This is a genomic window from Streptomyces sp. NPDC035033 (assembly GCF_040636735.1).
GTDB lineage: Bacteria > Actinomycetota > Actinomycetes > Streptomycetales > Streptomycetaceae > Streptomyces.
The window spans coordinates 1-24,039 of sequence record NZ_JBEZUZ010000035.1 but is presented as its reverse complement, the minus strand read 5'-3'; the positions used below and the strand labels follow the sequence as shown (position 1 = coordinate 24,039).

The 24,039-nt window shown below is 71.0% G+C and carries 20 protein-coding genes and 5 pseudogenes; 9 read left to right on the top strand and 16 right to left on the bottom strand.

The features are described from left to right. Nucleotides 1-91: 91 nt before the first annotated feature. From AB0E83_RS16580 to AB0E83_RS16565, 4 genes are all read right to left on the bottom strand, one after another. A complete protein-coding gene (locus AB0E83_RS16580; RefSeq protein ID WP_362111431.1) occupies nt 92-1,684 on the bottom strand; it encodes a VWA domain-containing protein in 1,593 nt (530 codons plus the stop codon). Nucleotides 1,685-1,752: 68 nt separating this feature from the next. Further along, nucleotides 1,753-2,949: an AAA family ATPase gene (locus AB0E83_RS16575; RefSeq protein WP_362111428.1), complete on the bottom strand. Its 1,197-nt coding sequence runs from the start codon at nt 2,947-2,949 to the stop codon at nt 1,753-1,755. Nucleotides 2,950-3,145: 196 nt separating this feature from the next. After that, on the bottom strand, nt 3,146-3,847 hold the full coding sequence (locus AB0E83_RS16570; protein WP_362111318.1) for a hypothetical protein: 702 nt from the start codon (nt 3,845-3,847) through the stop codon (nt 3,146-3,148). 607 nt (nt 3,848-4,454) lie between these two features. After that, entirely contained in the window at nt 4,455-6,281 is a 1,827-nt protein-coding gene (locus tag AB0E83_RS16565) for a protein kinase (RefSeq protein ID WP_362111315.1), read from the bottom strand. Between the two features lie 115 nt (nt 6,282-6,396). On the opposite strand from AB0E83_RS16565, the gene AB0E83_RS16560 reads away from it, so the two are divergent. From AB0E83_RS16560 to AB0E83_RS16545, 4 genes and pseudogenes are all read left to right on the top strand, one after another. After that, nucleotides 6,397-6,996, top strand: a complete 600-nt coding sequence (locus AB0E83_RS16560) for a TetR/AcrR family transcriptional regulator (protein WP_362111312.1) — start codon at nt 6,397-6,399, stop codon at nt 6,994-6,996. A 1,066-nt stretch (nt 6,997-8,062) separates the two neighbouring features. Further along, nucleotides 8,063-8,835, top strand: a pseudogene (locus AB0E83_RS16555) (transposase family protein). Between the two features lie 104 nt (nt 8,836-8,939). After that, nucleotides 8,940-9,461: a YrhB domain-containing protein gene (locus tag AB0E83_RS16550; RefSeq protein WP_362111309.1), complete on the top strand. Its 522-nt coding sequence runs from the start codon at nt 8,940-8,942 to the stop codon at nt 9,459-9,461. A gap of 235 nt (nt 9,462-9,696) precedes the next feature. After that, the gene (locus AB0E83_RS16545; protein WP_362111439.1) at nt 9,697-10,584 is read left to right on the top strand and encodes a hypothetical protein; all 888 of its coding nucleotides are present in this window, start codon (nt 9,697-9,699) and stop codon (nt 10,582-10,584) included. 29 nt (nt 10,585-10,613) lie between these two features. On the opposite strand, the pseudogene AB0E83_RS16540 reads toward AB0E83_RS16545, so the two are convergent. Beyond that, nucleotides 10,614-11,014 (bottom strand): annotated as a pseudogene (locus AB0E83_RS16540) (transposase); the annotation flags it as partial. A 288-nt stretch (nt 11,015-11,302) separates the two neighbouring features. On the opposite strand from AB0E83_RS16540, the gene AB0E83_RS16535 reads away from it, so the two are divergent. Both AB0E83_RS16535 and AB0E83_RS16530 read left to right on the top strand, forming a co-directional pair. Continuing rightward, complete coding sequence (locus AB0E83_RS16535) at nt 11,303-11,683, top strand: hypothetical protein (RefSeq protein WP_362111306.1); 381 nt, start codon at nt 11,303-11,305, stop codon at nt 11,681-11,683. Between the two features lie 167 nt (nt 11,684-11,850). Next, a complete protein-coding gene (locus AB0E83_RS16530) occupies nt 11,851-12,516 on the top strand; it encodes an excalibur calcium-binding domain-containing protein (protein ID WP_362111303.1) in 666 nt (221 codons plus the stop codon). Between the two features lie 59 nt (nt 12,517-12,575). Here AB0E83_RS16530 and AB0E83_RS16525 read toward each other — a convergent pair. The 5 genes and pseudogenes from AB0E83_RS16525 to AB0E83_RS16505 all read right to left on the bottom strand — a co-directional run. Beyond that, nucleotides 12,576-13,265, bottom strand: a pseudogene (locus tag AB0E83_RS16525) (transposase family protein); the annotation flags it as partial. A 333-nt stretch (nt 13,266-13,598) separates the two neighbouring features. After that, nucleotides 13,599-13,802, bottom strand: coding sequence for an EF-hand domain-containing protein (locus AB0E83_RS16520; protein ID WP_362111300.1), 204 nt, complete (start codon nt 13,800-13,802; stop codon nt 13,599-13,601). A gap of 92 nt (nt 13,803-13,894) precedes the next feature. Next, nucleotides 13,895-14,110 (bottom strand): annotated as a pseudogene (locus AB0E83_RS16515) (HNH endonuclease); the annotation flags it as partial. Between the two features lie 44 nt (nt 14,111-14,154). Then, complete coding sequence (locus tag AB0E83_RS16510; RefSeq protein WP_362111297.1) at nt 14,155-14,559, bottom strand: SMI1/KNR4 family protein; 405 nt, start codon at nt 14,557-14,559, stop codon at nt 14,155-14,157. 220 nt (nt 14,560-14,779) lie between these two features. Then, the gene (locus tag AB0E83_RS16505; protein WP_362111294.1) at nt 14,780-14,974 is read right to left on the bottom strand and encodes a hypothetical protein; all 195 of its coding nucleotides are present in this window, start codon (nt 14,972-14,974) and stop codon (nt 14,780-14,782) included. A gap of 112 nt (nt 14,975-15,086) precedes the next feature. On the opposite strand from AB0E83_RS16505, the gene AB0E83_RS16500 reads away from it, so the two are divergent. Further along, nucleotides 15,087-15,794, top strand: a complete 708-nt coding sequence (locus AB0E83_RS16500; RefSeq protein ID WP_362111425.1) for a SpoIIE family protein phosphatase — start codon at nt 15,087-15,089, stop codon at nt 15,792-15,794. Between the two features lie 86 nt (nt 15,795-15,880). Here the strand turns inward: AB0E83_RS16500 and AB0E83_RS16495 are convergent, their stop codons facing one another. Further along, nucleotides 15,881-16,234 carry a helix-turn-helix domain-containing protein gene (locus tag AB0E83_RS16495; RefSeq protein ID WP_362111291.1) on the bottom strand — a complete coding sequence of 118 codons (354 nt, stop codon included), beginning with the start codon at nt 16,232-16,234 and terminating at the stop codon, nt 15,881-15,883. Between the two features lie 132 nt (nt 16,235-16,366). On the opposite strand from AB0E83_RS16495, the gene AB0E83_RS16490 reads away from it, so the two are divergent. Further along, nucleotides 16,367-17,338: a DMT family transporter gene (locus AB0E83_RS16490; RefSeq protein WP_362111288.1), complete on the top strand. Its 972-nt coding sequence runs from the start codon at nt 16,367-16,369 to the stop codon at nt 17,336-17,338. Nucleotides 17,339-17,993: 655 nt separating this feature from the next. Here AB0E83_RS16490 and AB0E83_RS16485 read toward each other — a convergent pair. The 5 genes and pseudogenes from AB0E83_RS16485 to AB0E83_RS16465 all read right to left on the bottom strand — a co-directional run. Continuing rightward, nucleotides 17,994-18,533, bottom strand: a complete 540-nt coding sequence (locus AB0E83_RS16485; RefSeq protein WP_362111285.1) for a GNAT family N-acetyltransferase — start codon at nt 18,531-18,533, stop codon at nt 17,994-17,996. Nucleotides 18,534-18,930: 397 nt separating this feature from the next. Continuing rightward, entirely contained in the window at nt 18,931-19,449 is a 519-nt protein-coding gene (locus AB0E83_RS16480) for a pyridoxamine 5'-phosphate oxidase family protein (RefSeq protein ID WP_362111282.1), read from the bottom strand. A gap of 308 nt (nt 19,450-19,757) precedes the next feature. Next, nucleotides 19,758-21,317, bottom strand: coding sequence for an FtsX-like permease family protein (locus AB0E83_RS16475; RefSeq protein WP_362111279.1), 1,560 nt, complete (start codon nt 21,315-21,317; stop codon nt 19,758-19,760). A 12-nt stretch (nt 21,318-21,329) separates the two neighbouring features. Then, nucleotides 21,330-21,953, bottom strand: a complete 624-nt coding sequence (locus AB0E83_RS16470; RefSeq protein WP_362111276.1) for a hypothetical protein — start codon at nt 21,951-21,953, stop codon at nt 21,330-21,332. Then, nucleotides 21,950-22,426 (bottom strand): annotated as a pseudogene (locus tag AB0E83_RS16465) (ATP-binding cassette domain-containing protein); the annotation flags it as partial. The gene AB0E83_RS16470 and the pseudogene AB0E83_RS16465, both read right to left, overlap by 4 nt. A 338-nt stretch (nt 22,427-22,764) precedes the next feature. Between AB0E83_RS16465 and AB0E83_RS16460 the strand changes: the two are divergent. Continuing rightward, nucleotides 22,765-24,039: serine/threonine-protein kinase (locus AB0E83_RS16460; protein WP_362111273.1), on the top strand; the 1,275-nt coding region annotated here is incomplete at its 3' end.

Here is a 24,039-nt window from a genome sequence, read left to right as displayed (position 1 = left end):
GGCGCGGCGGGCGGGTGCGCGGCTACCGCGTGCTCATCCACTGCGGCCCCCGCACGTGGCCGAGCCCACCGGCCTGTCCGGCCCGGCGGTGTCAGACGAGCCGGAAGAGGTCGGCGGTGGCGTGTACGTCGGTGAGGTCCTCGATGTTGCGGAGGTTGTCGCACAGGGCTTCCAGGACCGAGCCGTGTTCGGTGGCTTCCGGACTGTTGACGGCCACGCCGAAGAGCCTGAAGTCCAGTCGGCGTTTGGCGGCCCGCCAGTCACGCGTCCACTCCTCGGTGACCTCGCAGGCGTCGTCGGTGATCAGGACGACGTCCCCGCGTGCCCGGCCGGCGGTGGCGAACTCCTCCGCCAGCAGGTCCGCCGCCGCGGACAGCGGCCGCTGGAAGTCGGTTCCGCCGCCGAGGAAGGTCTCGGCGAAGTCGACGACCTCGGCGGTCGAGGCGGGCCGGCCGGCCGGGAAGCGGAAGACGCGGAGCTCGTCGGCGGAGGAGAACAGGATGCCGACGAAGTCCCGCCCCGCCGCGTGGGCCTGGTCCAGCAGCGCCAAGGCGCATGCCTTGGACCAGGCCTCCCGGGTGATGCCGTCGGGGCCCTCGGCGTACATGGAATGGGAGGTGTCCACGCACGCGACGACGGCGCCCTTGCCGGTGCTCTGCTCGCCCTGGCCGTCGTAGAGCATCAGCTGCCCGGTGGCGTACCGGGCGGCGAAGACCGCGCGGAGACCGGGCAGGCCGAGGTGGGCCAGTTCGGAGGGCAGCACGCGGGAGAGGTCGTCCCCGAGGGTGACGCCGACCAGCTCGCCGGTGGTGTTCTCCACCCTGCGGGCGCGTTCGCCACCGGCCATCTGCCGGAAGCGGCCGATCAGTTCGGCCCACCGGGCGAGGCGGCCGCCGCGCAGCCGCTCGGCGAGCCGGTCGCGTTCCCCGAACGGCATCCGCTCCAGCTCGCCGGGGCCGACACCCCATGCCCGGTGCAGCGCGGCTTCGTGCCGCACCGCTTCGGCGGCCCGCGCGGTGGCGTTGCGCGCCATGACCTCGATGTCGGCGGCGGCCGCGGCGACGGCCCGGGCGGCGGCCCGCGCGGCCTGCCGGGCGGCGTCCTCGGCCGCCTCCGCGGCTTCCAGCGCCCGCTGGGCGGCGGCAGCGACCGGGCCCGGCACGGCACCGTCCTCGCCGGCCGCGGCAGCGGCCCTCCTGAGCGCCTCGCCCACGCGAGCGGCGGCGTCCTGAGCGTCCCGCAGGGCCGTGCCCGCACGGCCGGCCGACTCCCGGGCGTCCCAGGCCCGCACCAGCATCCGGCGCAGAGCGGTCGCCTGGACGAGGACGGCCATGGCGGCGGCGTAGGGGTCGCCCGCCGTCTCCCGGCGGAGTTCGGCGAAGTCCGGCGACCTCACCAGCGCGGTGACGATCCCGTGGTCGGCCAGCCGCGCGGGGTCCATCTCGGCGGGCTCGCGCAGCCGGGGTTCCGCCTCCTGGTAGGCGGCCAGGAAGACATCGGCGAGGAGATCGTCGATGTGGGCGTGCGGGGGTCGCAGTTCGTCGGCCAGCTCGCGCAGCGCGGCCGACTGCGCGAGCGTGTCGCGCCAGGCGATCCGTTCGAAGGGGCCCGCCACCACCGTCGCGGTGTGCCACCCGGGCCGCCCGTCGCCCAGTCCCAGCCAGGCCCCGGAGCGGCGTACCAACGCGTCCAGCGCGACAGGCGTCCCGCCGCCGGCACCGTCCGCGGCTCCCGTCCCCGTCTCCCCGGCGCTCACGGCCGCGCCTCCACCGCGCCGACGTCCACGCCGAGGGCCTCGGTGAGCACCCGGGCACGGACAGCGCGATGACGACCGGTGACGCGGTCGATGGCGGCGGTCGAGCGACCGGCGTTCGCCGCCTCCGCGCGCAGCGTCTCCAGCCGCTTGCCCGCCATGGCGAGCTTGCCGTGGGCGTTCTTGATGACCCACTCGCTCAGAGCCTCCCGGGACTGCCCGGCCATGGCGTCGAGCTGGGCCTCCAGCTCGTCGATGGTGTCGGCCAGGTCGAGAGCCTCCTTGGCGTCGGGATTGACCAGGTGCAGCACCTCCCGTTCGACGGTCGGGCGCTGGGCGGGCGAGTCCCACAGCACATGGGTCAGCATCGACAGGTCGGTCTCGGCGACCGCCGGGCGGCCGTCCAGGTAGGCGGAGGCCTGGAGCAGTCGCACCGCCTGCCGCCAGCGGCGGTCGGAGGCGACGAGCTCCTTGCGGCGCAGGGCGGCGCGCAGGGTGCACACGGCGTCCACGATCGCGTCCGGGACGCAGATGCCCGGGACGGACTCGGCCACGGCCCGCTGCAGCGCGGCCAGTCCGACGGTGGTCCGGGCGGGGGCGGCCGGGCGGCCGACGGCGGAGCGGACCAGTGCGGCGAAGTTGGACGGGTCCGCCAGGTAGCCGACCTCGATCCGCACCAGCAACCGGTCGTAGATCGCGGCCGAGTCGTCGCCCTCCGGCAGTTCGTTGCTCGCGGTGATCGCGCCGATCAGGGGGCAGCGGATCGGTTCACCGCCGTTCTCCGGGTGGTAGATCCGTTCGTTGAGGTAGCCCAACGTCTCGTTCAGCGCGGCCGTGGAGCACTTGAAGATCTCGTCGATGAACGCGATGTGCGCGGTGGTGGCGCGGCCCTCGTAGACCTGGCGGTACTCGCCCCGGGAGAGCGCGGCCACGTCGATGGGCCCGAACATCCTCGTCGGAGCGGTGAACTTCGACAGCAGGATCTCCCAGTACGACGCCCCCTCGATCCGGCCGGTGAGCTCCCGGGCCATCTCGGACTTGGCCGTGCCGGGCGGGCCGAGCACCAGGGAGTGCTGCCCGGCGAGCAGCGTCACCACCAGCGCGCGCACCACGTCGTCCCGTTCGTAGAAACGGTCCGACAGTTCCGCGACGATCGTCCGCAGCCTTGCCGCCGTGTCGGGCACGCCGAGCGGGATCTGCCGGCCCTCGCGCTCCGTGCTCCACGGCCGGTCGCCGGCCGTCACCGAGTGCCTCCCGGAGTGCTGCGGCCGCGCGACCAGGCGCCCGGCGGTATGAGCCCGGTCCCCCGGGCGAGCCCGGGGCGGGCACGGATTCTTTCCTCGCCGGGCACGGTGATGCCGCGGCACGAGCGGGTGGGGGCAGATTTCGCGATCACGGTGCGCAGCGTAGAGGAGGCCGACGGCCGGCAGCAGTGCGCCGGCCACAGACCGGGCCGCCGACCGGTGCGGGGGCCACATGTCTTCGGTAGGAGACGGGGGTGCGTCGGGGCGGCGAGCAGCGAGCTCTCCGTCGGCCGAGGCCGGGCGGAGGGTCACTGTGATGTGCCGCCTCCATGACAGTGAGCCGCCTGGGGACGTGTCGCACCCTGTCGGCCACCAGAACACAGGACACCGCCTCGTGTCGGCGACCGACCATCGCCATGGGGTTCCACCACGTGAAACCACCCTGCAGCGCATCGGCACCGAAGCCGTGCGGACGCTGGACGCGTCCTCGCACATCAGCCGCCTCCACGACCACGTCGGCCGCTGCCACGTGTCCCGAGCGCACGGCCTCCCGGGCGAGCAGCAGCACCTGGCCCGTGGTGCGCACTCCCCGCAGCGTGAGAGTGCCGAAGTCGGTCACGGAGGTGTCGTCGAGGATCGCGGCCTCGTGCTCGGGGCAGTGCACGGTCACGTCCTCCAGGACGTTGTCCCACGTCAGCCGCACGCCCTGGGCGCCGAACTCCAGAACGCCGCCGCGCAGCCGTACTCCCGGCGCAAGCGTGATCATCGGCATCCCACGGACCACACCGTCGACCTCGATGGCGGGTACCCCGGCCCGGGACGCCTTCACCAGATCGGCAGCCGTCGACACCCTTGCCCACTCCACCACAGCGACCTCCCGGGACACAGTCGTATGCCTTTCCTACTGTGGTGCGGCGGCATGTCCCGCATACCCGATACGCCCCCTGGCTTCGGTTCCAGCGACGCACACGGACGTCCCAGGTCACCCCCGGGGAGTCAGGTGATCCCCACGGAACGACCTGGCTCCATCACCAGGCACGGGCCCCTGTCGTCCCCTTCACCGGCCTCACCGGCCTCACCGATGGCCCATTCCGCCTTCGCCGAGCTGCCGCACCCTCCGGTATCGGTTCCGGGAGAGGCGATCTCGCACCGTCCCGCCTCTCCCAAGCGTCGCTGTGCCCCTGTCCGCGAACCGGAATGACGGAGATCGCGACGCGACCACTCTCCGGCACCTCGTCACCAGCAGCCGCGCTGCCTGAGCGCCGCACCGTGGAAGAAGCGAGGGATCCGCTCACCAGCGAGGCCGACCTGTGCCGGCGCCTTCCGCCCGGAGCCGGCGGTCCGCGCGGAAACGGACACGAATACAGAAACGGAAACGGAAACGGAAACGGCAGGCTCATGGCGGCTGACCGTAGGCGGTACGCGGGCGGGGCGGTGACGGACTCTGCGTGCCGGGTTCAGATCTCCGGCATCTCGGAGCGTCGTCGCACCCAGTCACCGCAGAAGTCGCCGCCGTTGTCCGGGCTCCACTTCCGTTCGCCGGCGCAGGCGTCGTCGGGTGCGCCGCCCGGGTAGACCTCGGTGATCCGCACGATGTACCCGTACTCGTCGGGGATGGGCTCTTCACAGCCTGTCACCTTGTTCCAGTAGACCGACAGGCTGTCGTCATCGACCGTGCCGAGCATGCACTGCCCGGTGAGGTAGTTCCGGTTCAGGCAGAGGTTGATCTCGCTGCCGTCGTCGTTGTCGTGCGACCAGGTCATGTCCTCCGATTCGCAGCCGTCGTAGTCCTCGGAGACGGAGATCACCCGGTAGTACGAGCCGGGGTCGGAGCAGGAGGACACGCGGGGTGTGCTGGAGTTCCACTCGAAGGTGTCCTCCTTGTAGTTGCTCAGGCAGTCGTCGGCCTCGACGGCGGCGAAAGCTTCGTCCTCGGGGTCCGGCGGAGCGGGCGTGGGCTCCTCGGTCTCCTCGGGCTCGTCCGTCGGTTCGTCCGTCGGTTCGTCCGCGGGAGGGTCGGTGGCCTCAGTGGTGGGGCCGGCTGTGGCCGTGCTGTCGGGGGGTCCCCCGGCGTCGTCCGTGTCCCGGCCGGAGGTCCACACACTCAGGGCGAACAACACGGAGATCAGCACGGCGGCGAAGGAGACCGCCACCAGGGCAGCCGACGTCCCGCCGGAGTTCCCTCCGGCGGTCGGCCCCGGCCGGGCCCCGGGCTGTGGCGCGGCCCGCTCAGGACTTTTCGGCTTCTTCTCGGCCTCCGGTGGCTTTCTGCCGTCCGTGAGGTGCTTCGTCGGCTTCGGCGCGGGGCGTTTCTCCGTGGTGGCCGTCGCACTACGCTTCGCGGGTTCCTCGGAAGCCCCGGACCCTCGGGGCCTCTTGGGGTCCAGGTACTTCGCCGTGTCGTACGCCGCCAGCGTGCCGACCAGGGGATCGGGGAGCCAGCCGCGGGCAAGGCCGGAGGGCTCGTGCCCGGCACGGTCGGCGGCGTACGACATGATCTGGGCGAGACCGGGGCGGTCGGCGGGATCCTTGGCCAGGCAGCGGCGGACGAGGGCGCGCAGCGGCTTCGGGCAGGCGTCGAGTTCGGGGTCCTCGTGCAGGATGCGGTAGAAGAGCGCTTCGTTGTTGCCCTCACCGAAAGCGGCTCGGCCGGTCGCCGCGTACGTCGCGAGGTTGCCGAGGGCGAAGACGTCGGTGGGCGGTCCGGCCGAACGGCCGCGCACCTGTTCCGGAGCCATGTACGCGGGGGTGCCGATGCGCAGCCCGGTGACGGTGGCGGCGGTCGCGCTCGCGGCGTGGGCGATGCCGAAGTCGATGACGCGGGGGCCGTCGTCGGCGAGCAGGATGTTCGCTGGTTTGAGGTCGCGGTGGACCAGCCCGCAGGCGTGCACGGCTATGAGGCCCTCCGCGACGCCGGCGATCAGCCGGAAGACGGTGGGCAGGGGGAGCGGTCCGTGCTCGTCGACGGCCTGGGCGAGCGAAGGGCCCGGCACGTAGGCGGTGGCCAGCCAGGGCCGGCTCGCCTCGCTGTCCGCGTCCACCACGGGGGCGGTATAGAGGCCCTCGACGCTGCGGGCTGCCTCGATCTCCCGTTTGAAACGGCGCCGGAACTCCGGGTCGTGCGCGTAGTCGGGCCGTACGACCTTCACGGCGAGCGGTCGGCCCCCCGGGGTGAAGGCCAGGTAGACGCGCCCCATGCCGCCGGCGCCGATACGGGCCCGCAATGTGTATCCGCCGACGCTGTCCGGATCGTCGGCGTCGAGCGCGGAGAATCTTCCAGTCATCGGCTCCCCCGTACTGTCACGGTGCCACGCACCGTAGCAAGAACTAAATCTTTTTTCTAGAAAAATCTTCTGGTTTTTCTTCCGGTCGTTTCCCGCCCGGACGTACGATGCGGTCGTGCCCCCCAAGCAGCCTCGCGGTGAGGTCACCGCCGACCGACTCCTCACAGCGGCGCTCAAGGTGTATGCCGAGTCCGGCCACGAGGGGTTCACGGTGCACGCCGTCACCAAGGCGAGCAACATCAGCGCCGGCAGCCTCTACCACCACTTCGGCAGCTTCGACGGTCTCGCCGCGGCCCTCTACGCCCGCTGCATGAAGCAGCTTTTCGATCGGATGAGCAGCGCCCTGGCCCGTTCCCTCACCGGTCCGTCGGGGGTCCGGGCGCTCGTCGAGGCGTACCTGGGCTTCACCGAGGAGCATGCGGACGCCGCGCTGTTCCTCCACGCCTCCGCCTACGCCGGCTACCTCACCGCGCACGCCGAGGAGATCCGCGCGGCCAAGGAACCGCTGCGGCAGACCGCCGCGGCGTGGCTGGCCCCGCGGATCGCGGCGGGCGAGATCGCGCCCATCCCCGAATCCCTGATCGAAGCAATCGTCATCGGGCCGATCGCCGAGGTCGCGCGACGCTGGCTGTCCAGCACGTACGACGCCGACCTCACCGAGGCCCGGCAAGTCCTGCCCGAACTGATCTGGCGGTCGCTGCGCCCCGACAGGTGACCCGCCGCGACGCCCCGCCTTCCGCGTACACGTCGCCTCCCTCCTGCCCGACAGCCGCCTCCTCCTCCACGACCGCGCCCAGGCCGAGGCCTACCTCGCCGGCGAGCCGATCCCCGACCTCCCCACCGGCGAACCCCGAGGCCCCCGCAAAACCCACCCCTACGCGGGAGGCCCCCGCCTCGACATCGCACGAGAGGCACGCGCCCGGACCGGCGGCACGCCCAAGGGGCGCCCGGCCGCCGAACTCGCCGCCCTCCACGGCTCCACACCCCGCACCTGGGAACGCCTCCTCACCGCAGCCGCCCCGCACCCCGACAACGACACGACCGCGGGTTGAAACAGGCCGGGGTGGCAGCGCAGCTCGACGAGACGGTGGAGAAGCGTCGTGACCACGAGCGACGCCCACTCCCACCCCGCCGGGAACGGGTCCGGCGCGCCCGGACCGGGTGGGCGCGGTGAGCACATCTCGCCACGGCACATCGCGTTCGGCCGGCTTCTCCCTCACACAGGGCAGCGGGACATCCCCCGTTCCGGAGGAAGGCGGAGGACGTCCTGGGCTCGACTTCCTCACCGACCAGGAAGGTGCCGTCCTCGGGGATCTCTTCCTGCGTGTCTCCTGCCTGCGCACTGGTCGTCTTGGACGTCGCACCCGTCTTCGCCGGCGCTTCACCGGCCGGTGTCGAGGCGGCCTGTGAGGTGGCCGGGGTGAGGCCGGGGGTGAGGCCGGGGGTGAGGCCGGGGGTGAGGCCGGGGGGTCTGCGGCCTTGTTTCCGACGGTTCCCACAATGGCGATCAAGACCCCTACCACCAGGCCGCCGAGCGCTGCGGGCGAGGGCGCCAGGACACTGCGCCGCCCGCGCCCCCGGGGCCGGCTCGCACCCTGGGCGATCAGGCGAGTGGGCGCGCCGAGGCCCGACTTCCCCGGCAGGGCCGGGTAGTTCGGTATCCAGTCCCCATCGACCTTGGCGTAGAGGCCGGGGGCTCGTCCCTTTGCCCCCCCCTTTGATCACGCCGGTGTGCCTAAGGGTTGCCCCGTAAGTGATCTTGCTCTGAGATGATCTCGACCGTGTCAGGCGTGATCACGGCGTCCGAGCCGTCATGGATAGCTCCGTTCACCGGTCTGAGTCCCCGCATCTTCGGCAGGTTGGTGACCGCGCTGCGTCGCGAGGGTGCCGACTCCCCGGGTCTGGGCCGGCCGTGGAAGCTGTCATTGGAAGACCGGATGCTGCTGGTCGCCGCGTATTGGCGGACGAACTTGACGATGCGGCAACTGGCCCTGTTGTTCGGGGTCTCGAAGTCGACGGTGGGCCGGGTGGTCGACGACCTTGGCCCGAGGTCTGCGCTGCGCCCTCGTCGGCGGTTCGCCAAGGACGCGGTGCTGATCGTGGACGGCGCCTTGGTACCCACCGGGGACCACACCGTGGCCGAGCAATCGAAGAACTATCGCTATTCCACCAACCATCAGGTGGTCATCGACGCCGACACCCGCCTGGTCGTGGTGGTCGGTCGACCGTTGCCCGGCAACCGCAACGACTGCAAGGCACGGGCACTGTCCGGAGCCGAGGACGCGGTCGGCCGTACCACCGTGATAGACGACGGCGGCTACCGCGGCACCGGCCTGATCATCCCGCACCGCCGAGAGCCCGGCCAGACCGAGCCACCAGCCTGGAAGGAAGCCCACCCCCCCCCCCCCACCGCAAAGTCCGCACCCGAGTCGAGCACGCCTTCGCCCGCATGAAGACCTGGAAGATCCTGCGCGACTGTCGTCTGAAAGGCGACGGCGTCCACCACGCCATGCTCGGCATCGCCTGCTTTCACAACCTTGCCCTGACCGGATAGCAGATCTATGCCTACCGGACCGCGTCTGCGACCGCGTTTGGGGTCTCAGTGCGCAGTGCTGGCGTGGTGGGAAATCCGGTTGACCCGATGTGGATGATGAAGGCGTGATCTCCAAGGAGCGTGCCGTCGAACGGGTGGAGTCGTTGCTGGCCACGATGCGGCTGGCACACGAGCTGGTCGTCCACGAGGTGAAGGAGCACGCGTTGGGCTGGCTCGTCTTCTGGAACTCGGCGGAGTACGCCCGCACACGCGATCTGCGCGATCTCCTCGTCGGCGGCGGCCCCTACCTGGTGGACCGGTACGACGGGAGCGTCCACCACATCCCTGTCACCACGTGGGTGGGCGAGGACTGGGAGGAGCTCTACCTCCGGCAGATCAAGGGGGTGCGGGCGCACGCCCCCCTGGCCGCTTCCGTGCTCGCGCTGATGAACTCCGCCGGGACGGTGGCCGCGATGCATCACCTCCGCAAGCAGGCTCCGCGCTTGAGCCTGCAGGAGGCGAGGACCTACGTCATGGCCGTCCGAAACGGAGCCGAGCCGCCACACGAACTGGCGAACCTCACCAGGGAAGAAGAGATCTGCCCACCTCTGGCGATCGAAACAGTGGCCGGCCCGGACCGCCTGTAGTCCGCTTGTGAAGGCGAGGCCCAGATCGTGTGGCTACGGCAGACCTCAAACGCAGCCTGAGATTACTTGCGGGACAGCCCTTAGGTGCATGATGTGCCGGGACATAGGGGGGGGACGCACGACGCAGACCACGTCGCCACAATGGGGGCTGACACCGCCGGGGGCTCCTGGGCATCCGGGTCCGCCGCCGCAGGGGTTCATGCCGGTGCGGCCTCCGGACGGCGGGAACGCCGCGGTGTTCACCACCGGGGCTGTGGCAATCGGGGCTGAGACCGTGATCGCCGTGCTGGTCGCCGTCCTGTACAGCTTGCAGTCCGAGTCCCACGGAGGCGAAGGCGGCCTCGGATGGCTGTCCGGCACCATATTCGCGCTCGTGCTGCTGGCAGTCATTTCGATGATCGCAGGGCTGGCCGGTTCGGCGATGGCGGTGCTTCCCCTCGTCCTCCTCGGGCGTGCGGCGGCCCGCCGTACGGGGCGGTGCGACAGCTGGCGGCTCACCCTGGCCACTGTGGCGGTCGTTGCCGCCGCCCTGGCGCTGCTCATCGGCTCCTGCGTGCTCCTGGCCGGTTTCGGCGGCCCCGGCGACCTGCTCGTTTATCCCGCCCTTGCCCTCGGCCTCATCGTCGGGCTGGCCCCCGCGACCTTGTGCGCCCGGGCGGCGGGGAACCCCGGAAGGCCCGGGGCCCGATGGCGGGTGCTCGGGGGCGTGGCGCTGGGCGGTCTGGGGCTGTTCGCGGTGACGCTCGCGGTCGGGGTCGCGGCGTACAGCTCTGGGGTCCTCAAGATCTACGAACCGCCCCGGCTCACTGAAGCCGACATGGTCGGCACCTGGACGGACGGCGACGGCGGAAGCCTCCGCTTCGAGGCGGACGGCACGGTGACGGCGAAGGGCGTCAACGCGTACGAGGCCACGGGTGAGCGGTCCGGTGCCTCCAACTGCACCGGGAAATGGCAGCTGACCGAGAACGACGGTGTCGGTCGGCCGTACGAGCTCAGCATCGCGGACTGCGAGAGCCTGTCCGTCGGCTGGGACATCGGCGGTACGGAGGAACACCCGACGGTCTTCACCTGGATCGGCGAGCCGGATTCGGGTGAGCGGTACATCCTTACGCGGCAGCGGTAAGCCATTCGGTGCTGAGGTCTCGGGCCTGGCCTGGCGGTCGGATTCGGTCCTGTCAGCGGCCCCCTTTTGCAACCCGCAGGCTGACCGGGTCGATCGCACACCGCGACCAGTCCAGCTGTCCGCGGGCGCCGAGTTCGTCGAGGATCACGCGGTAGAGCCTCGCCCGGACCCGGACCCGGACCCGGACCCGGTCCCGGCTCCACTGGGCGAACCGGCGGTAGGCCGTGGGCCAGGCCGGGCCGAACACCGGCGGGAGCTGGCGCCAGGTGCAGCCCGAGGTCGCCACGAAGACGATCGCGGCCAGGGCCTCGCGGTCACCCGCTCGGCGTCGGCCGCCGCCCTGCGGACGTATCACCTCAGTCGGCGGCACCACCCGTCGGAACAGCACCCACGACTCGCCCGGCACCAGCCGTTCCACGAGATCCTTCACGCACGGTTCGACAAACGATCACGCCATGAGAAACAGCGTCTTGCTCACCCATGGACAGCGTTTTTCCTTACTGGGATGGGCAACTGCCCGAGGGCGAACGCCGAAGCGGGAAGAGGGCCGGCGACGGAGGCGGCCGGTTCCTGGGCCGGAAAGGGGCGATCGGCGCGGAACCCGCGCACGTACGTGTCATCGGGGCCGGCGCGGGCACGTCGTTGCCGGGCTTTCCGCCGACGGAGCCGAGGCTGGGGCGTCAAGCGCCGATTGCCCTCGCCACCTCAGAATGGGTGCATGGCTCCTCTCTCCATCGACCCGCGCTCGTTGAACGCCGACGAGCGCGCAGTGCTTGAACACATCCTGTCGGCGGAGTTCGACGGCGCGTCGCAACTGCGGAATCAGCTGGACCGCACCGAGGTGACCGCTGTCTGGGGGCCCGGCTCCGTGAGCGTCGATCTGCAGGTCCGGGAGCCGTGCGAGCATGCGGCACTGCCGACCGAGCTCGTTCCCGTGGACGCGCACGTCCATGACCCGTCCGGCGCCTACGTCGGCGAGATCCTCGTATGGACGGACCGGGGAGCCACGCTCGCGGCGCTGGAGTTCGCCTGGGTCACCGACGAGATGCCCACCTCTCTCCCGACCGTCATGCACGGCCGGCTCAGCTGGCCGTCCTGACGGCTCCGCCCGCCCTCAGCCCCTATGCCCCGCAGGGGACGGGCGCCACGTGAGACACCGTCTGGGACGCAGCTCAGAGCCTGAGACAGCCCGCAACCGGAACGTGTGCGCGATGTACGGTTCCGCGACGAACGCAGGAGGGGTTCGCACGGAACGGGGGGCGGCGCATGGCCAAAAACGGTGGGGACAGCTTCGCGGATGGCTGCGTCGGCTGCATCATGCTCGTCGTCATCGGCGCGGCCGTCTTCGTGGGTTGCAAAATGGACGACGCCTCGGAGTCAGACCCGAGCAAGCCGGAGGCAGCGCCTACGCAGCCAGCAAAGCCGGACTGGCGACTTCGAGACGACCTCGTGCACGGTGGCGACCAGACGCTGTGGATCGACCTGCACAAGTCGGTGAAACTCGACCTCTTGGACACCCCCGCCCAGGACCTCAACAGCAAAAGATTTTCTCTGGACCATCTCAATGACGACGAAGGCCTCACGGCCAGGGACGTGGAGGTAAGGCTCCTCTCGAAGCCGGAGCATGGAACGGTCGAGCTCAACGAGGCTGACGGCACAGTCACTTACACGCCGCAGTGGGACTTCAGAGGCACGGACAAGATCCGGTACTCGTTGAAGCTGAGGGGGAAGCCCGAGATCGCTGAGGCTACATACTCGATCACGGTGGAGCTGAGCCCCGGCGGAAAATATCACGAGCAGCAGAGTCAGGAGCCGTTCGAGAACTGCGCTGCGGCGCGGGCGGCCGGCGCCGCGCCGGTAAGCAGAGGAGAGCCCGGCTACGGCTCCCATCTTGACCGCGATGATGATGGGATCGGCTGCGAGTGGGGCTGACGCCCTCCGGTCCCAGCACTTCGCGGGGCACGCCTCCCAAGGTGATTCACTGAGCGTTTTCAGCGTTGACGTTCCAGGGTGAGGATGGCTGCGGTGATGACGGTCATGTGATTGGGGCTGCAGCGGGCCCGGCGGAAGATCTGCCAGGACTTCAGCCTTGCGATGCTTCGTTCGACCGGGGCCCGTGCCGCCGACAGGGCCCCGTTGATCGTTCGCTGGGTCGTGGTGAGGTCCCGGTTCGGGAGCCGTCCGATGGGTGTGGTCGCCCAGAGGCCGGCGCCGATGTAGGCCCGGTCGGCGAGGACGGGGACGCCCTGGCGTTCACGGATCCGGATGATGCGGTGGGTGCGGGTGGCGGTCAGGTCGTGGGTGCGGCCGGGCAGCGCGGGCGAGATCCACAGCAGCTTGCCAGCGGGATCGGCGAGGACCTGCACGTTCACGCCGTGGCGACGGTGCTTCTACGAGAAGTCGCTCCGGCTGTCGCCGACGCGGTCGTGCTCGGCGAGCGTCCCGTCGAGCAGGACGTAGTCCGGATCGGCCTCGCGCAGAACCCGCAGGAAGTCGGGCGCCCGGCCGGACAGGTGCCGGACGACGGCCGTGACGTAGGCGTGGGCGGTGCCGACGGATATGCCGAAGCCGGCGGCGATCTGCGCGAGCGTGTCGTGGCGGCGGAGATAGACCAGGCCGACGAGGGCACGCTGGTGGGGCGGGAGCTTGCAGCGTCGGTCACCCTCACGGGTGACGATGAGCGTCGCTGTCGTCGCGCTGCTGTCGCCGCTGGGGAACCGGAGGCGGCGATGAAGCGCGTTGGGGCGGTGTGCAAGCCGATCGGCACGGCGCTCGGCCTCGGTGGCGTTCGAAGCCTTCTTGCAGAGGCCACGCCGGACGGCCTCCCGCGCACCCCGCGGTGAACCGGTTTCTCCCCCTGAGGAGATGTGAGGTCCGGTCAGCTGGGGTGGTGCCGTGACAGAGCCCCCGGTCGTCAACGCCTCAGGGGGAGGAGGAGCACGCCGGGCGACCTCGGGGTCCGCCCGAACGCCGGGGCCACGGTGGACCCGGCGCTCGGGCGGTCAGACCTGACGCTACTTCAGCAGGGTGCGGAACTCGTCGAAGTCCAGGACCCCGTCGTGGTTCGCGTCGGCCCTCATAGCCTTCTTGACCTCTTCCGCGAGGTGCCCACGGGCGCCCTCGGCCTTGAAGCCCTCCGCCAACTCGACGATATTGATCCGCCCGTCGCCATCCGTGTCGATCTCATCGAACAGCGCCCTGAGCTCGGCCTCGTTCACGGCATACCTCTCTCACGTTCACGGGCCCCGGAGGCCCACATGCCCACCACCCTGCCACACCGTCGACGGCACGCTGACGTCCACACCTTCCGGTCCGCGCACAGGCCCCAGCGGAGCTTGGTGGCGCCCCATTCACCGAGGTAGCGGCAGGCGGCGTTCGGAGCGGGCGGCATCCACGTCGACGGGCTCTGGTCGGCCTTCTGACGGTTCGACCGCGCCGTGACCGCCACCAGCACCAGCGACACCGCGGCGTCCTGGTCGTTGGCGTACGCCTCACCACGCTTCGCGTCCCAGGCTGAAGCGCCAGCCGGCAGGGAGCGTGACTCCAAGGGTGCTGTATTCCGAGGCCGTTCTACCGGTACCAGTCTCCGGTCGCCTGCAAGGCCCGTTCGATGTACTGGTCCAGGCTGTAGGAGACCAGGTATCGGCTGTCCGTCTCGTGGTCCCAGACGAAGATCTCATCGCGTTGCGGAGTTCGAACGAAGGCGAACTGGTCGCCTCCCCCGTTGTCTCCGAAGAACATCAGCGGTTCGAACGGCATGTACAGCTCGGTGAAGTCCCGAGTGCTGCGGAGATCCGCGTTGTCCTTCGCGATCCGCTCGGCGCTCCAGACGACGTCGAGACCGTAGCGTCCTCGCACGCCGTTGCACTCTCGCAACAGACCGGCCAACTGCGGGGGCAGCGGCTGTCCGAGTGTGCTCTCGACCGCTGCCAACGCTTCTTCTCCGGCCGGAGCGTCGAGCTCAGCACTGGCCATCGCCTGAAGGATCTGTTCACGCCACATCAAAGAAGCTTCTCAGGCGCCAGAATGCAGGATCGCCCCAGGTCGGCCCGGGCGATCCGGATTCTGCGCCTGGTGCTGTCTGCCTGTTCGGTCCTGCCCCTGGTTGCCGGCCCCGAGCGTGCCCGCGTCCAGCACTCCCGCGAGCTGATGGAACGGCTTGGGATCACGACGATTGGACCTTCGGGCAAAGCAGTTACGGACAGACCTCGTCGTCCTTGACGGCGAGGACGGTGACGATGACGTCGGTCAGGTGCTGCCCTGGTGCGGGCTCCTGGAAGCAGATCGTCCAGTTGCGGTCGAGGATCTGCATCCTGCCCTGGCCCGTCGCGTCGCTGGATGCCAAGCCGTAGAACCCGGCGGCCTGCGCGGTGTCCTGAGCGAGCTGCAAGTCGCTCCCGACCATGTTCAACAGGTCCCCATCTCGGCGGCCTCCGGCTGCGCCAGAGTGGCGGCGGGCTGCGTGACGGTTTCGGTGACGACAGGAGCATCGCTGGGGAGTCATCGCCGCCACCAGCGGTGACACCCCCGTCCCCGGTACCAGCGAGGTCTCCCTGCTCAGAGAGGTCCTCCACCAGCCCCAGCGGCCGATCCGCAAGGTCCTCGCCCTCCAGCACGCCCGCCGCATCGCCCTCGGCCTCCAGCACGCCCACCTCACCGAACCGCCGTCCGTACCCGGCGCGACCCTGGCCGCCCGCTACCAGCCCGCCGGCTCCGACAGCGAGATCGGCGGCGACTGGTACGACGCCTTCACCCTGCCCGACGGCACCCTCGTCCTCGACATCGGCGACGTCGCCGGCCATGACCTGCCCGCCGCCACCGCCATGACCCAGATGCGCAGCATGCTCCGCGCTCTCGCCTACGCGAGCGGCCCCGGCGCCGCCCCCGCCGACACCCTCGCCCACCTCGACGAGACGGCCGACCTCCCCCACTGCGTCCTGCCGGACCCCGGCCGCACGAACCACACCCGCACCCTTGCCCCCGGCGACACCCCCCTGCTCTACACCGACGGCCTCGTCGAGACGCCCTCCGCCTCCCTCGACACCGGACTGAACCGACTTCGCCACCGAGGCCACCGTCTGCCGCCACCAGGCACTCCCCGACCTCCTGCGCACCCTCCAACACCTCTCCGACCAGCGCGACGAGTGGACTCGATCTTCAACGATCCCCGACTCCGCGTGGCGCTCGCCGACCGGATCACCTTCCGCTGAACGCTGATCCAGACCGGCACGGATCCCTACCGCTTCACCGCTTCCAGGCCGCCGGGGCCGCGCGCGACGCCCGTGACCTGAAGGGCTCAGACGGGCGGAAGAGCCGGCTCGGTCTGCTCGACCGCGCCGAGGACGGAGTCGAGCAGGCCGGGGAAGCGGGCGTCGAGTTCTTCGCGGCGCAGGGTGTTGACGCGGGAGTTGCCCGGAGCGGTCTCCTGGCGGATGAGCCCGGCCTCGCGCAGCACCTTGAAGTGCGCGGACAGCGTCGACTTGCTCAGGTTGATGCCGAAGGTGCCGCACGGCTTGCCGTCGGCCTCGGCCAGGGTCCGCACGATCCGCATCCGGGTCGGTTCGGCCAGCGCGTGGAGCACGGCATAGATGTTGATGTCCTCGGCGCGGGGGTGCTGGAGCGGCTTCACTGTGCTGTTCTCCCAGACCATCCCCAGTGTTTGCTTGTTGGCGAACACTGGTTGACCGACTCTCGGTCGCACGTATACGTTAACCCGGGTGTTCGCCAATCAGCGAATACCGGAACTGACGGAACTGTGCTGTCCGCACCACTGGAGATCCACATGGCCGAGATGAAGACCGCCGCCGCAGCCGCCGGGGGCCTGGCCACCGCCCTCGCCTTCGGCGGCATGTTCACCGTCGCCAAGTCCGCCTTCGGCCACGTCGACCCCTTCCACCTCACCCTGGCCCGCTTCGCCCTCGGCTCCGCGATCTTCGTCATCGCCCTCCTGGCCGTCGAGGGCCGCGAGGCACTGCGCACCGACGGCAAGTTCCTCAAGCTCTGGGGCCTCGGCTCGCTCGGCTTCGCCGCCTTCAACCTCCTCACCTACGTGGGGCTCCAATCCACCCCAGCCCCCACCGCCTCCCTGATCATGGCCGCAATGCCCGCCATCACCGTCGTCGTCATGTGGGCCCGCACCAAGAAGCGTCCAGCCGGCGTGACCCTGGGCCTGGTCCTGCTCGCCCTGACCGGCGTCGCCATGGTCCTGGGCAACGGCAACCCGCTCGTCGTCTTCACCGGCGGCATCGGCGCGGGCGGCCTCTCCATCCTGGCCGGAGTGATCGGCTGGGTCATCTACACCACCGGCGCTGCCGGCTTCCCGACCTTCTCCGTCCTGCGCTACACCGCCGTCACGAGCGTCCTGGGAACCCTCACCATCGCGATCGCCACCCTCTCAGCCGACGCCCTCGGCACCATCCCCACCCCCGGCGTCGCCGACTACACGGCCAGCTGGTGGCAGATCCTCTACATGGCCGTCCCCGCCACCGCCGTCGCGATCCTCGCCTTCAACCACGCCACCCGCATCCTCGGTCCCGCCAACGGCGTCCTGTTCATCAACCTCGTCCCCATCACCTCCTTCGTCATCGAAGCCGCCCGCGGTCACCAGCCCACCACCGCCGAACTCGCCGGCGTCGCCCTCACCCTCGCCGCCGTCATCGCGAACAACGTCTACGGCCGCCGCACCGCCGAGCACGTCACCCCCACCCCGGCCCCGGCTGATGAACCCAGAAAGACCCTGACCACCACCGCCTGAGCATCAGAACCTTTCAGCACATGACCAGAGCCCCACCACGAGAAGGAAGGACGAGGCCGGCAAGCAGGCGTCGGTGTGCCGCCCTCGATGAGGCGGACGGCGCTCTTCTGGAATGCCGGCCGAACGTCGTGTTCGGTGGGGGCAGCCGAGGATGTCGAGGGTGACGCGGTGGTGGAGTCGTGCCGAGGTGACCGTCAGGAGAACCGTGCCCCCTGGGAGGGTCGGATGAGGCGACGTTACGGAAGCCGGGGACGCCGGTGGGGATGCCCAGGGCGGTGCAGGCGGCTTCGTCCATGGGTTCGGCGGTGATGACGGACTCGGTGCTCTCGACGTCCCGGCCGAGCCAGTCCGCGACGCGTACGCCGACCGGGGCCTTCGCGGCGGTCTCTCCGGTGCTTCGAGTGCCGTACGAGGGCGGTCCGCTCGGTGGCGGTGCCGTCGGCGGTGGGCTTCCACGCCTGGGCCGCGGACAGGTCGGGGGGTGTGAAGGTGCCGAGGTCGGCGTCGGTCCGGCGGGCGGCGGTGGCGCGGGGTCGGTGCGGACCAGGCCGAAGGCGGCCGGGGAGGCGTAGGCGGCGGAGGCCGTCTGCTGGCCGACGTCGCGCTGTGCCGCGAGGCCGTGCGCGGTCGGGAGTTCGCCGCTGGCTGTCGGCAGTTACGCAGGATGTGCGCGAGGTGGGGCGGCGAGGGCTCGGTGGTATCGGGTGTAGGTCTCGAAGACCTCGGCGACCTCGAAGCCGAGGCGGGTCAGCACGGCGCTGCTCTTGCCATTTCCGTGGGTGACGCCCGCGAACACGTCGGTGGCGCCCAGCGCAGCGGCTCCGTACTCGATCAGTGCGCGGCAGGCCGCGGTGGCGTACCCGTGTCCCGTCGCCTCGTGGTCGAGCCAGTATCCGAAGCCGTACTTGGGTGGGTGGACGGCCACGAGGTCGACGCGGCCGATGAGGGTGCCGTGCAGGAGGACGCCGCAGCGGAGGGACGGGCTCGGGTCGTTGAGCAGCTCGGCGTGGGCTGTCTTGTAGTCCGAGGCGGCCAGCGTCCGGTAGTCGCCGTGCCGGGTGAGATGTTCCCGGTTTCGGTCGATGAGTGCGTAATATTCGTCGGCTCGTCCAGCGGTGAGGACACACAACGTCAATGGGGAGATGTCGGTTTTGAGTTCGGGAAAGACGCGCTTGTGGTGGTGACTAACGGTCATGTCGGTTGACGCTACGACGGGGGCTGGGCCCCTGCCATGGCTTTTCTTGGGGGGATGAAGCGATTGAATGGGGGTCAGTTGTGCACTCGAGGCGGGTGCCGGTGAGACGGCCGTCGACCAGGGCCGGGCGGTACCGGATCTGGTCGAGGCTGAGCTCACAGCCCGGGTGATCTGGCCCAGCCCGAATTGCCAGTTCCGTCTCGTAGCGAACCAGCACCACCCCAGTTGCCTTATCGAGCAGTTGTGAAGTCACCTGTCGATGGTTTTGGGAGGCGCCTCGTTCTACGGATGGGTGATGTCGACGAGTTCGGGAGACGCCGGGGTCCTTGCCCGGGCAGCAGCCGAAGGGCCCGCCAAGACCGGCTGATCACTCCGGCAGCCGGCCGGAGGGTCCCGGCTACGTGTCCGCGCGGGTCCAGAACTGACGCGGCGCGAACCCCTCGCGCCGCAGCCAGTGCTCGGTATAGACGATCCGCTCGGCCTCGATCACGACGAGCGGCCCCGTCGGCGGTTCGTCGAGAGAGCGCGACCGTTCGACATGGTCGGACTGCCAGCGGAAGGCCGGCCAGTAGTGCTCGAAATCAGCGTCGTCCTCGGACAGTACGCGAGCCCGGCCGAAGAGCTGGGCACCTCGGCTGCTGGCCTGCCCGACCAGCGGAGCGAAGATCCCCACAGACACCCGGGGATCCGCGGCGAGATTTCTCATCTTCGGCGAACCAGCGGCCGTGGAGAACATCACCGCGAAGCCGAGAGGGAAGTACCGCACCGGCGTCGCGAGCGGCCCCTCCGGTCCCGCCGTCGCGATCACACACATGTTCTGCGACGACAGCAGATTGAGTATGCGCTCTTCCAGCCGCTCACGATCGAGCCGCTGCTTCGGAGACGGGCCGGCCAGCCACGGATTGGTCACAGGCATGATCAAGTATCCCACGCCCTGCCCCGGGGCTCTCCAGCCCGGACGGCCACGCCCGTCGGCAGTGCCGTCAGAGCTCGTCGACATCTCCGCAGCCGTCGATCACCAACTGCCTCCGGAACCAGTCGACAAACGCTGTTCCTAGAGACCGACGAAGCCGACCCCAGCGCCCTCTCCGGGCGTCACGAGGGGGCCGCGTGGCTCTACTCGTTGTGCAGGACCTTGGCGATGGTCAGCCGTGCCGCCGAGCGGGCGGGGAGCAGCGCGCCGAGGACGGCGATCACCACGCCCGCGAGGGCCAGCGCCGCCAGCTACGGCAGGTGGTAGACGTCCTTCATGGACTCGGGGAAGACGATGAAGCCGACGTGGTCCAGCAGCAGCCGGTGGGCGGCGATGCCGAGCGGGATGCCGGCCAGGCCGGCGAGCAGGCCGGGGCCGGCCACCGAGATGACCGTCATCAGGACGACCTGGCGGGGCGTCATGCCGATCGACTTGAGCATGCCGAGGTCGCGTCGGCGCTCGCGGGTGTTCAGCAGCACGGTGTTGAAGACGCCGAGTGCGGCGACGGCGGAGATCAGCACGGTGAACACGGTGGAGAAACCGACCACGGTGGTGGTGGCCGCGTTGCCCGCCCCCTTCGGCTCGGGGTGCAGGCCCGGATCGATGGCGGCGACGGCCGCCCGGGCCGCTTGCGCGTCGGCGGCGGGGGCGAGGCGGACGACGTACTCGATCGCCTCGGCCCGCGGGGCGAGTGCGTCCCGTGCCTGCCAGGTGGCTTCCATCGCCTGGGCGTTGCCCTGGGCCAGCATGCCGACGAAGGTGACGGGCAGCCGCCGTCCTTCCAGGTGGAGCGTGGTCCGGTCGCCGACCGCGAAGCCGTGCTGGGCGAGGAAGGCCGGACCGGCCGCCACTTCCCCCGGTGCGTTCGGCCGACGTCCCCGGACGATCGGTTCGGCCGAGTCGAGCCGGTCCCCGCGGTAGAAGTCGACGAAGACGGTGCCGCCCGCACCGGCCAGGCTCGCTTTGGTGAAGGTGCGCGCGGTCACGGTCGCCACCCCGGGCACCGCCCGCAGGCGCCGTTCGATCTCGCCGTCGCCGAGCACCGGCGGCGTCCGGCCGCCGGCTTCGGAACCCACCTGCACGTGGAGGGTGCCGCCCTCTCCCTTCCCGCTCTCGCCGTACGCGAGCATGGTGCCGGTCAGACCGGTGGTGAGGGTGACCGTGGTGACGCCGAGGGCGATGGCCGCCATGGTCAGCAGGGCGCGGCCCGGCCGGGCGAACGGCTGGCCCATGCCCAGGCTGAGCGCTCGCGGCAGCCGGGAGCCGCTGAGGCGGCGCTGCACCCGCAGGCCGCGCCGGGTGCCGGGCGCGCTGTCGGCGGAGATCGCCCGGGCCGCGGGCAGCCGGTGCGCGCGCAGGGCGGGGATCAGCGCGGTGAGGAGGACGAGCGCCGGGAGGCCGAGCAGGCAGACCAGGGAGAGCCAGGGGCTGACGTCGAGCGACGCGGTGCCGGTCTCGATGCCGGAGAAGGCGATGCGCAGGACCGGCTGGGCGATCAGGGTGCCGACGAGGGTGCCGAGCGCCGTGCCGAGCGCGGTCGGCACGGAGAGCATCGTCAGGTGGACCGCGACCACCTGGTTCGGGGTGTAGCCGATGGCCTTGAGGATGCCGATGTGCCGGTGGCCCGAGACGACCGCGCCGCTGACCACGTTGCCGACGATGAGCACCGAGACCAGCAGGCCGAGCACGCCGAACAGCGTCATGAAGGGCAGATAGCCTTCGGCCTGCGCGGAGAAGGCCCGCTTGAGCGTGAAGTGGGTCTGCGTGCCGGTCACCGCGTCGGCGGGCAGGCCGGCCGTGACCCGGTCCACGTCGTCCCGCAGCTACGCCTCGGAGCCGGATGCCGTGAACCGGTAGAGCATCTGGGCGGAGGCCGGGTGGAGGGCCTCGGCCTGCTCGGGGGTGACCCACGCGTTCGCGGACTTGCTCATGGAGACGGCGAAGCCGACCACGGTGAGCGTCGGCGCGCCCGGCGACCGCAGCTGCTGGCCCAGCCACGCGGGGTTCGGGCCCCCGCCGGCCGGCCAGTTCAGCACGAGCTCGCCGGGGGCGGTGGCCCACCGGCCCGTCAGCAGCTCCAGCCGGTCCACCGGGCCCGCGGGGTCGGCCCGGCCCACCACGGTGAGGGCCCCGGGGCCCATCCAGAGCCAGTCCTCGGGGAGCGTCACCACCGCCTGGGCGAACGGCCCGGCGGCGGCCTCGACACCGGGCCGGCGGACGGTCGCGCCGAGCCGCTCGTGCGAAACCCTCGCGGAGTCGAAGGCGACCACCGCGTGCGCGCCGCGCTGCTGGGCGAAGGCCCGGTCGAAGGGGCCGGAGGCGGCGCTCAGCAGGGACAGGGCGAGCAGCACCGTCACCGAGGAGCAGAGGACGACGAGACCGATCACGAAGGTCTGCACCCGCCGGCGTTTCACCGCTGCGCGCGAGGCGCTCCAGATGGCGCTCATGCGAGCCGCTCCAGGGTGCTCTCGCGGGCCACCCGGCCGTCGGCGACCTCGACCAGGCGGCTCGCGCAGCGGGTGGCCAGCTGCGGGTCGTGGGTGACGATCAGCAGGGTCTGGCCGATCTGGTTGAGGTCGATCAGGAGGTCCATCACCTGCTCGCCCGACCGGCTGTCCAGCGCGCCGGTCGGCTCGTCGGCCAGCAGGAGCGCCGGCCGGTTCATCAAGGCCCGCGCCACCGCGACCCGCTGGCGCTCGCCGCCGCTGAGTGCGGCCGGGTAGGTGTTCCTGCGGTCCGCGACGCCGAGCTCGTCGAGGAGTTCCAGGGCACGGCGGCGGGCCTGCCGGGCGGAGGTGCCGGTCAGCTGGGCGGCCAGCGCGACGTTGTCCAGGGCCGGCAGGTCGTCGATCAGGTTGAAGAACTGGAAGATCATGCCGACCTGCCGGCGCCGGAACAGCGCGAGCCCGGTCTCGTTCAGCCGTCCGCGGCCGGAAACAGGCGCCGGAGAACCGCGCCCCGCTGAACCGGTGCTCGGAGGATCACCGCGCTCGCTCAGGGGGAGCGGGAACGCCTGCCCCGCCCTGGCCGACGGCCGCACGGTGCCACCGCCGTCCCCCTTCCCAGGTTCGTCCGAGGCCGTCGGAACCCGCGGTTGCGCCGGTCGCGGGAGCGTTGTGCCGCCAGTGTCGGCTTCGTCGTGCGGGGGGTCTTTCCGGCGTCGGGCCGGGATGAGTGGATCCGTCCCTGAAGCGTTCGCCACCGGGCGTGGCACGATAGGGGGTCTGGCCCAAGTGCCGTTCTTTTTGGAGGCGTTGGATGGAGCCGTTGACCGGCGATGATCCGAGACAGGTCGGGCCGTACCGACTGTTGATGCGCCTGGGCGAGGGCGGGATGGGACGGGTGTACCTGGGACGCTCGCCCGGTGGCCGAGCGGTGGCGGTGAAGCTGGTGCACGCCGGGCTGGTCGGAGCGCCGGGCTTCCGGGAGCGGTTCGCGCGGGAGGTGCGGGCCTCGCAGGCCGTGTCGGGGACGGGCACCGCGCCGGTGGTGGCCGCCGACCCCGAGGCCGTCGTCCCGTGGCTGGCCTCCGCCTACGTACCCGGCCCCTCGCTCGCCGAGGCCGTGCACCAGCACGGGCCGCTGCCCGAGGCGTCCCTGTGGAGACTCCTGTCCGGGCTGGCCGAGGCTTTGGTGGTGGTGCACGCGAGCGGGCTCGTGCACCGGGATCTGAAGCCCTCGAACGTCCTGCTGTCCCTGGACCGGCCGCTGCTGATCGACTTCGGGATCGCGCGGGCCGCCGACGGGGCCGCTCTGACCGGGACCGGACTCGTAGTCGGTTCGCCCGGGTACATGTCGCCGGAGCAGGCCGAGGGACGGGAAGTGACCGCGGCCGGCGACGTGTTCTCGCTCGGCGCGGTGCTCGCGTACGCGGCGACCGGGCGAGGCCCGTTCGGCGGCGGTTCCGGCCCGGCGCTGCTGTACCGGATCGTGCATCACGAGCCCGACCTGAGCGGCCTGCCCGAGGCGTTCGCCGCCATCGTGCGGGAGTGTCTGGTCAAGTCTCCCGAGCACAGGCCCTCCCCGGCGGCGCTGCGTGCCCGGGCGGAGGCCGCCCAGGTGGGCGGCGGGGCCGACTGGCTGCCGGCCCCGATCGCCTCCGCGATCGCCCGAAAGGCCGAGCACCTGCTCAATCTGGACGGGGAGGAGGACACCGAGGCCGGACGAGGACGAACCGCCGCTCCGCCCACCGCCGTCGTCACCGCGGTGGATCCTCGCGCGACGCCCGATCCGCATGCCCTGCCGACGCAGGCGGCCGCTGACCGAGGTGTGCTCCGCCCCCCTCCGGCGGGACCCCTCCCTCCTGGCCCGTTCCCCTCTCACGCGCATACGGTGCCGCAGCCCGGAAAGGCCCGCACGAGCAGTCGCAGCGGGGTTCGGAAGCCGCTCCTGTGGGTCGTCGGCGCCGGTGTCGCGGTGGCCGCGGGGGGGGGGGGGGCCGCCCCCCCCGGGGGCGGGGGGGGGGGGGGCGCCGGGGGGGCGGGGGGGGGGTTGTGGGCGGCCTACCAGGCGGAGGAGGCGGCGCCGAACAGC

Bases quoted from the DNA above. Each gene is read 5' to 3' on its own strand.
- AB0E83_RS16490 (WP_362111288.1), top strand. From the start codon at position 16,367: ATGGCCGAGATGAAGACCGCCGCCGCAGCCGCCGGGGGCCTGGCCACC.
- AB0E83_RS16485 (WP_362111285.1), bottom strand. From the start codon at position 18,533: ATGACCGTTAGTCACCACCACAAGCGCGTCTTTCCCGAACTCAAAACC.
- AB0E83_RS16480 (WP_362111282.1), bottom strand. From the start codon at position 19,449: ATGCCTGTGACCAATCCGTGGCTGGCCGGCCCGTCTCCGAAGCAGCGG.
- AB0E83_RS16535 (WP_362111306.1), top strand. From the start codon at position 11,303: ATGGCTCCTCTCTCCATCGACCCGCGCTCGTTGAACGCCGACGAGCGC.
- AB0E83_RS16530 (WP_362111303.1), top strand. From the start codon at position 11,851: ATGGCCAAAAACGGTGGGGACAGCTTCGCGGATGGCTGCGTCGGCTGC.
- AB0E83_RS16495 (WP_362111291.1), bottom strand. From the start codon at position 16,234: ATGGTCTGGGAGAACAGCACAGTGAAGCCGCTCCAGCACCCCCGCGCC.
- AB0E83_RS16565 (WP_362111315.1), bottom strand. From the start codon at position 6,281: ATGACTGGAAGATTCTCCGCGCTCGACGCCGACGATCCGGACAGCGTC.
- AB0E83_RS16470 (WP_362111276.1), bottom strand. From the start codon at position 21,953: ATGAGCGCCATCTGGAGCGCCTCGCGCGCAGCGGTGAAACGCCGGCGG.
- AB0E83_RS16510 (WP_362111297.1), bottom strand. From the start codon at position 14,559: ATGGCCAGTGCTGAGCTCGACGCTCCGGCCGGAGAAGAAGCGTTGGCA.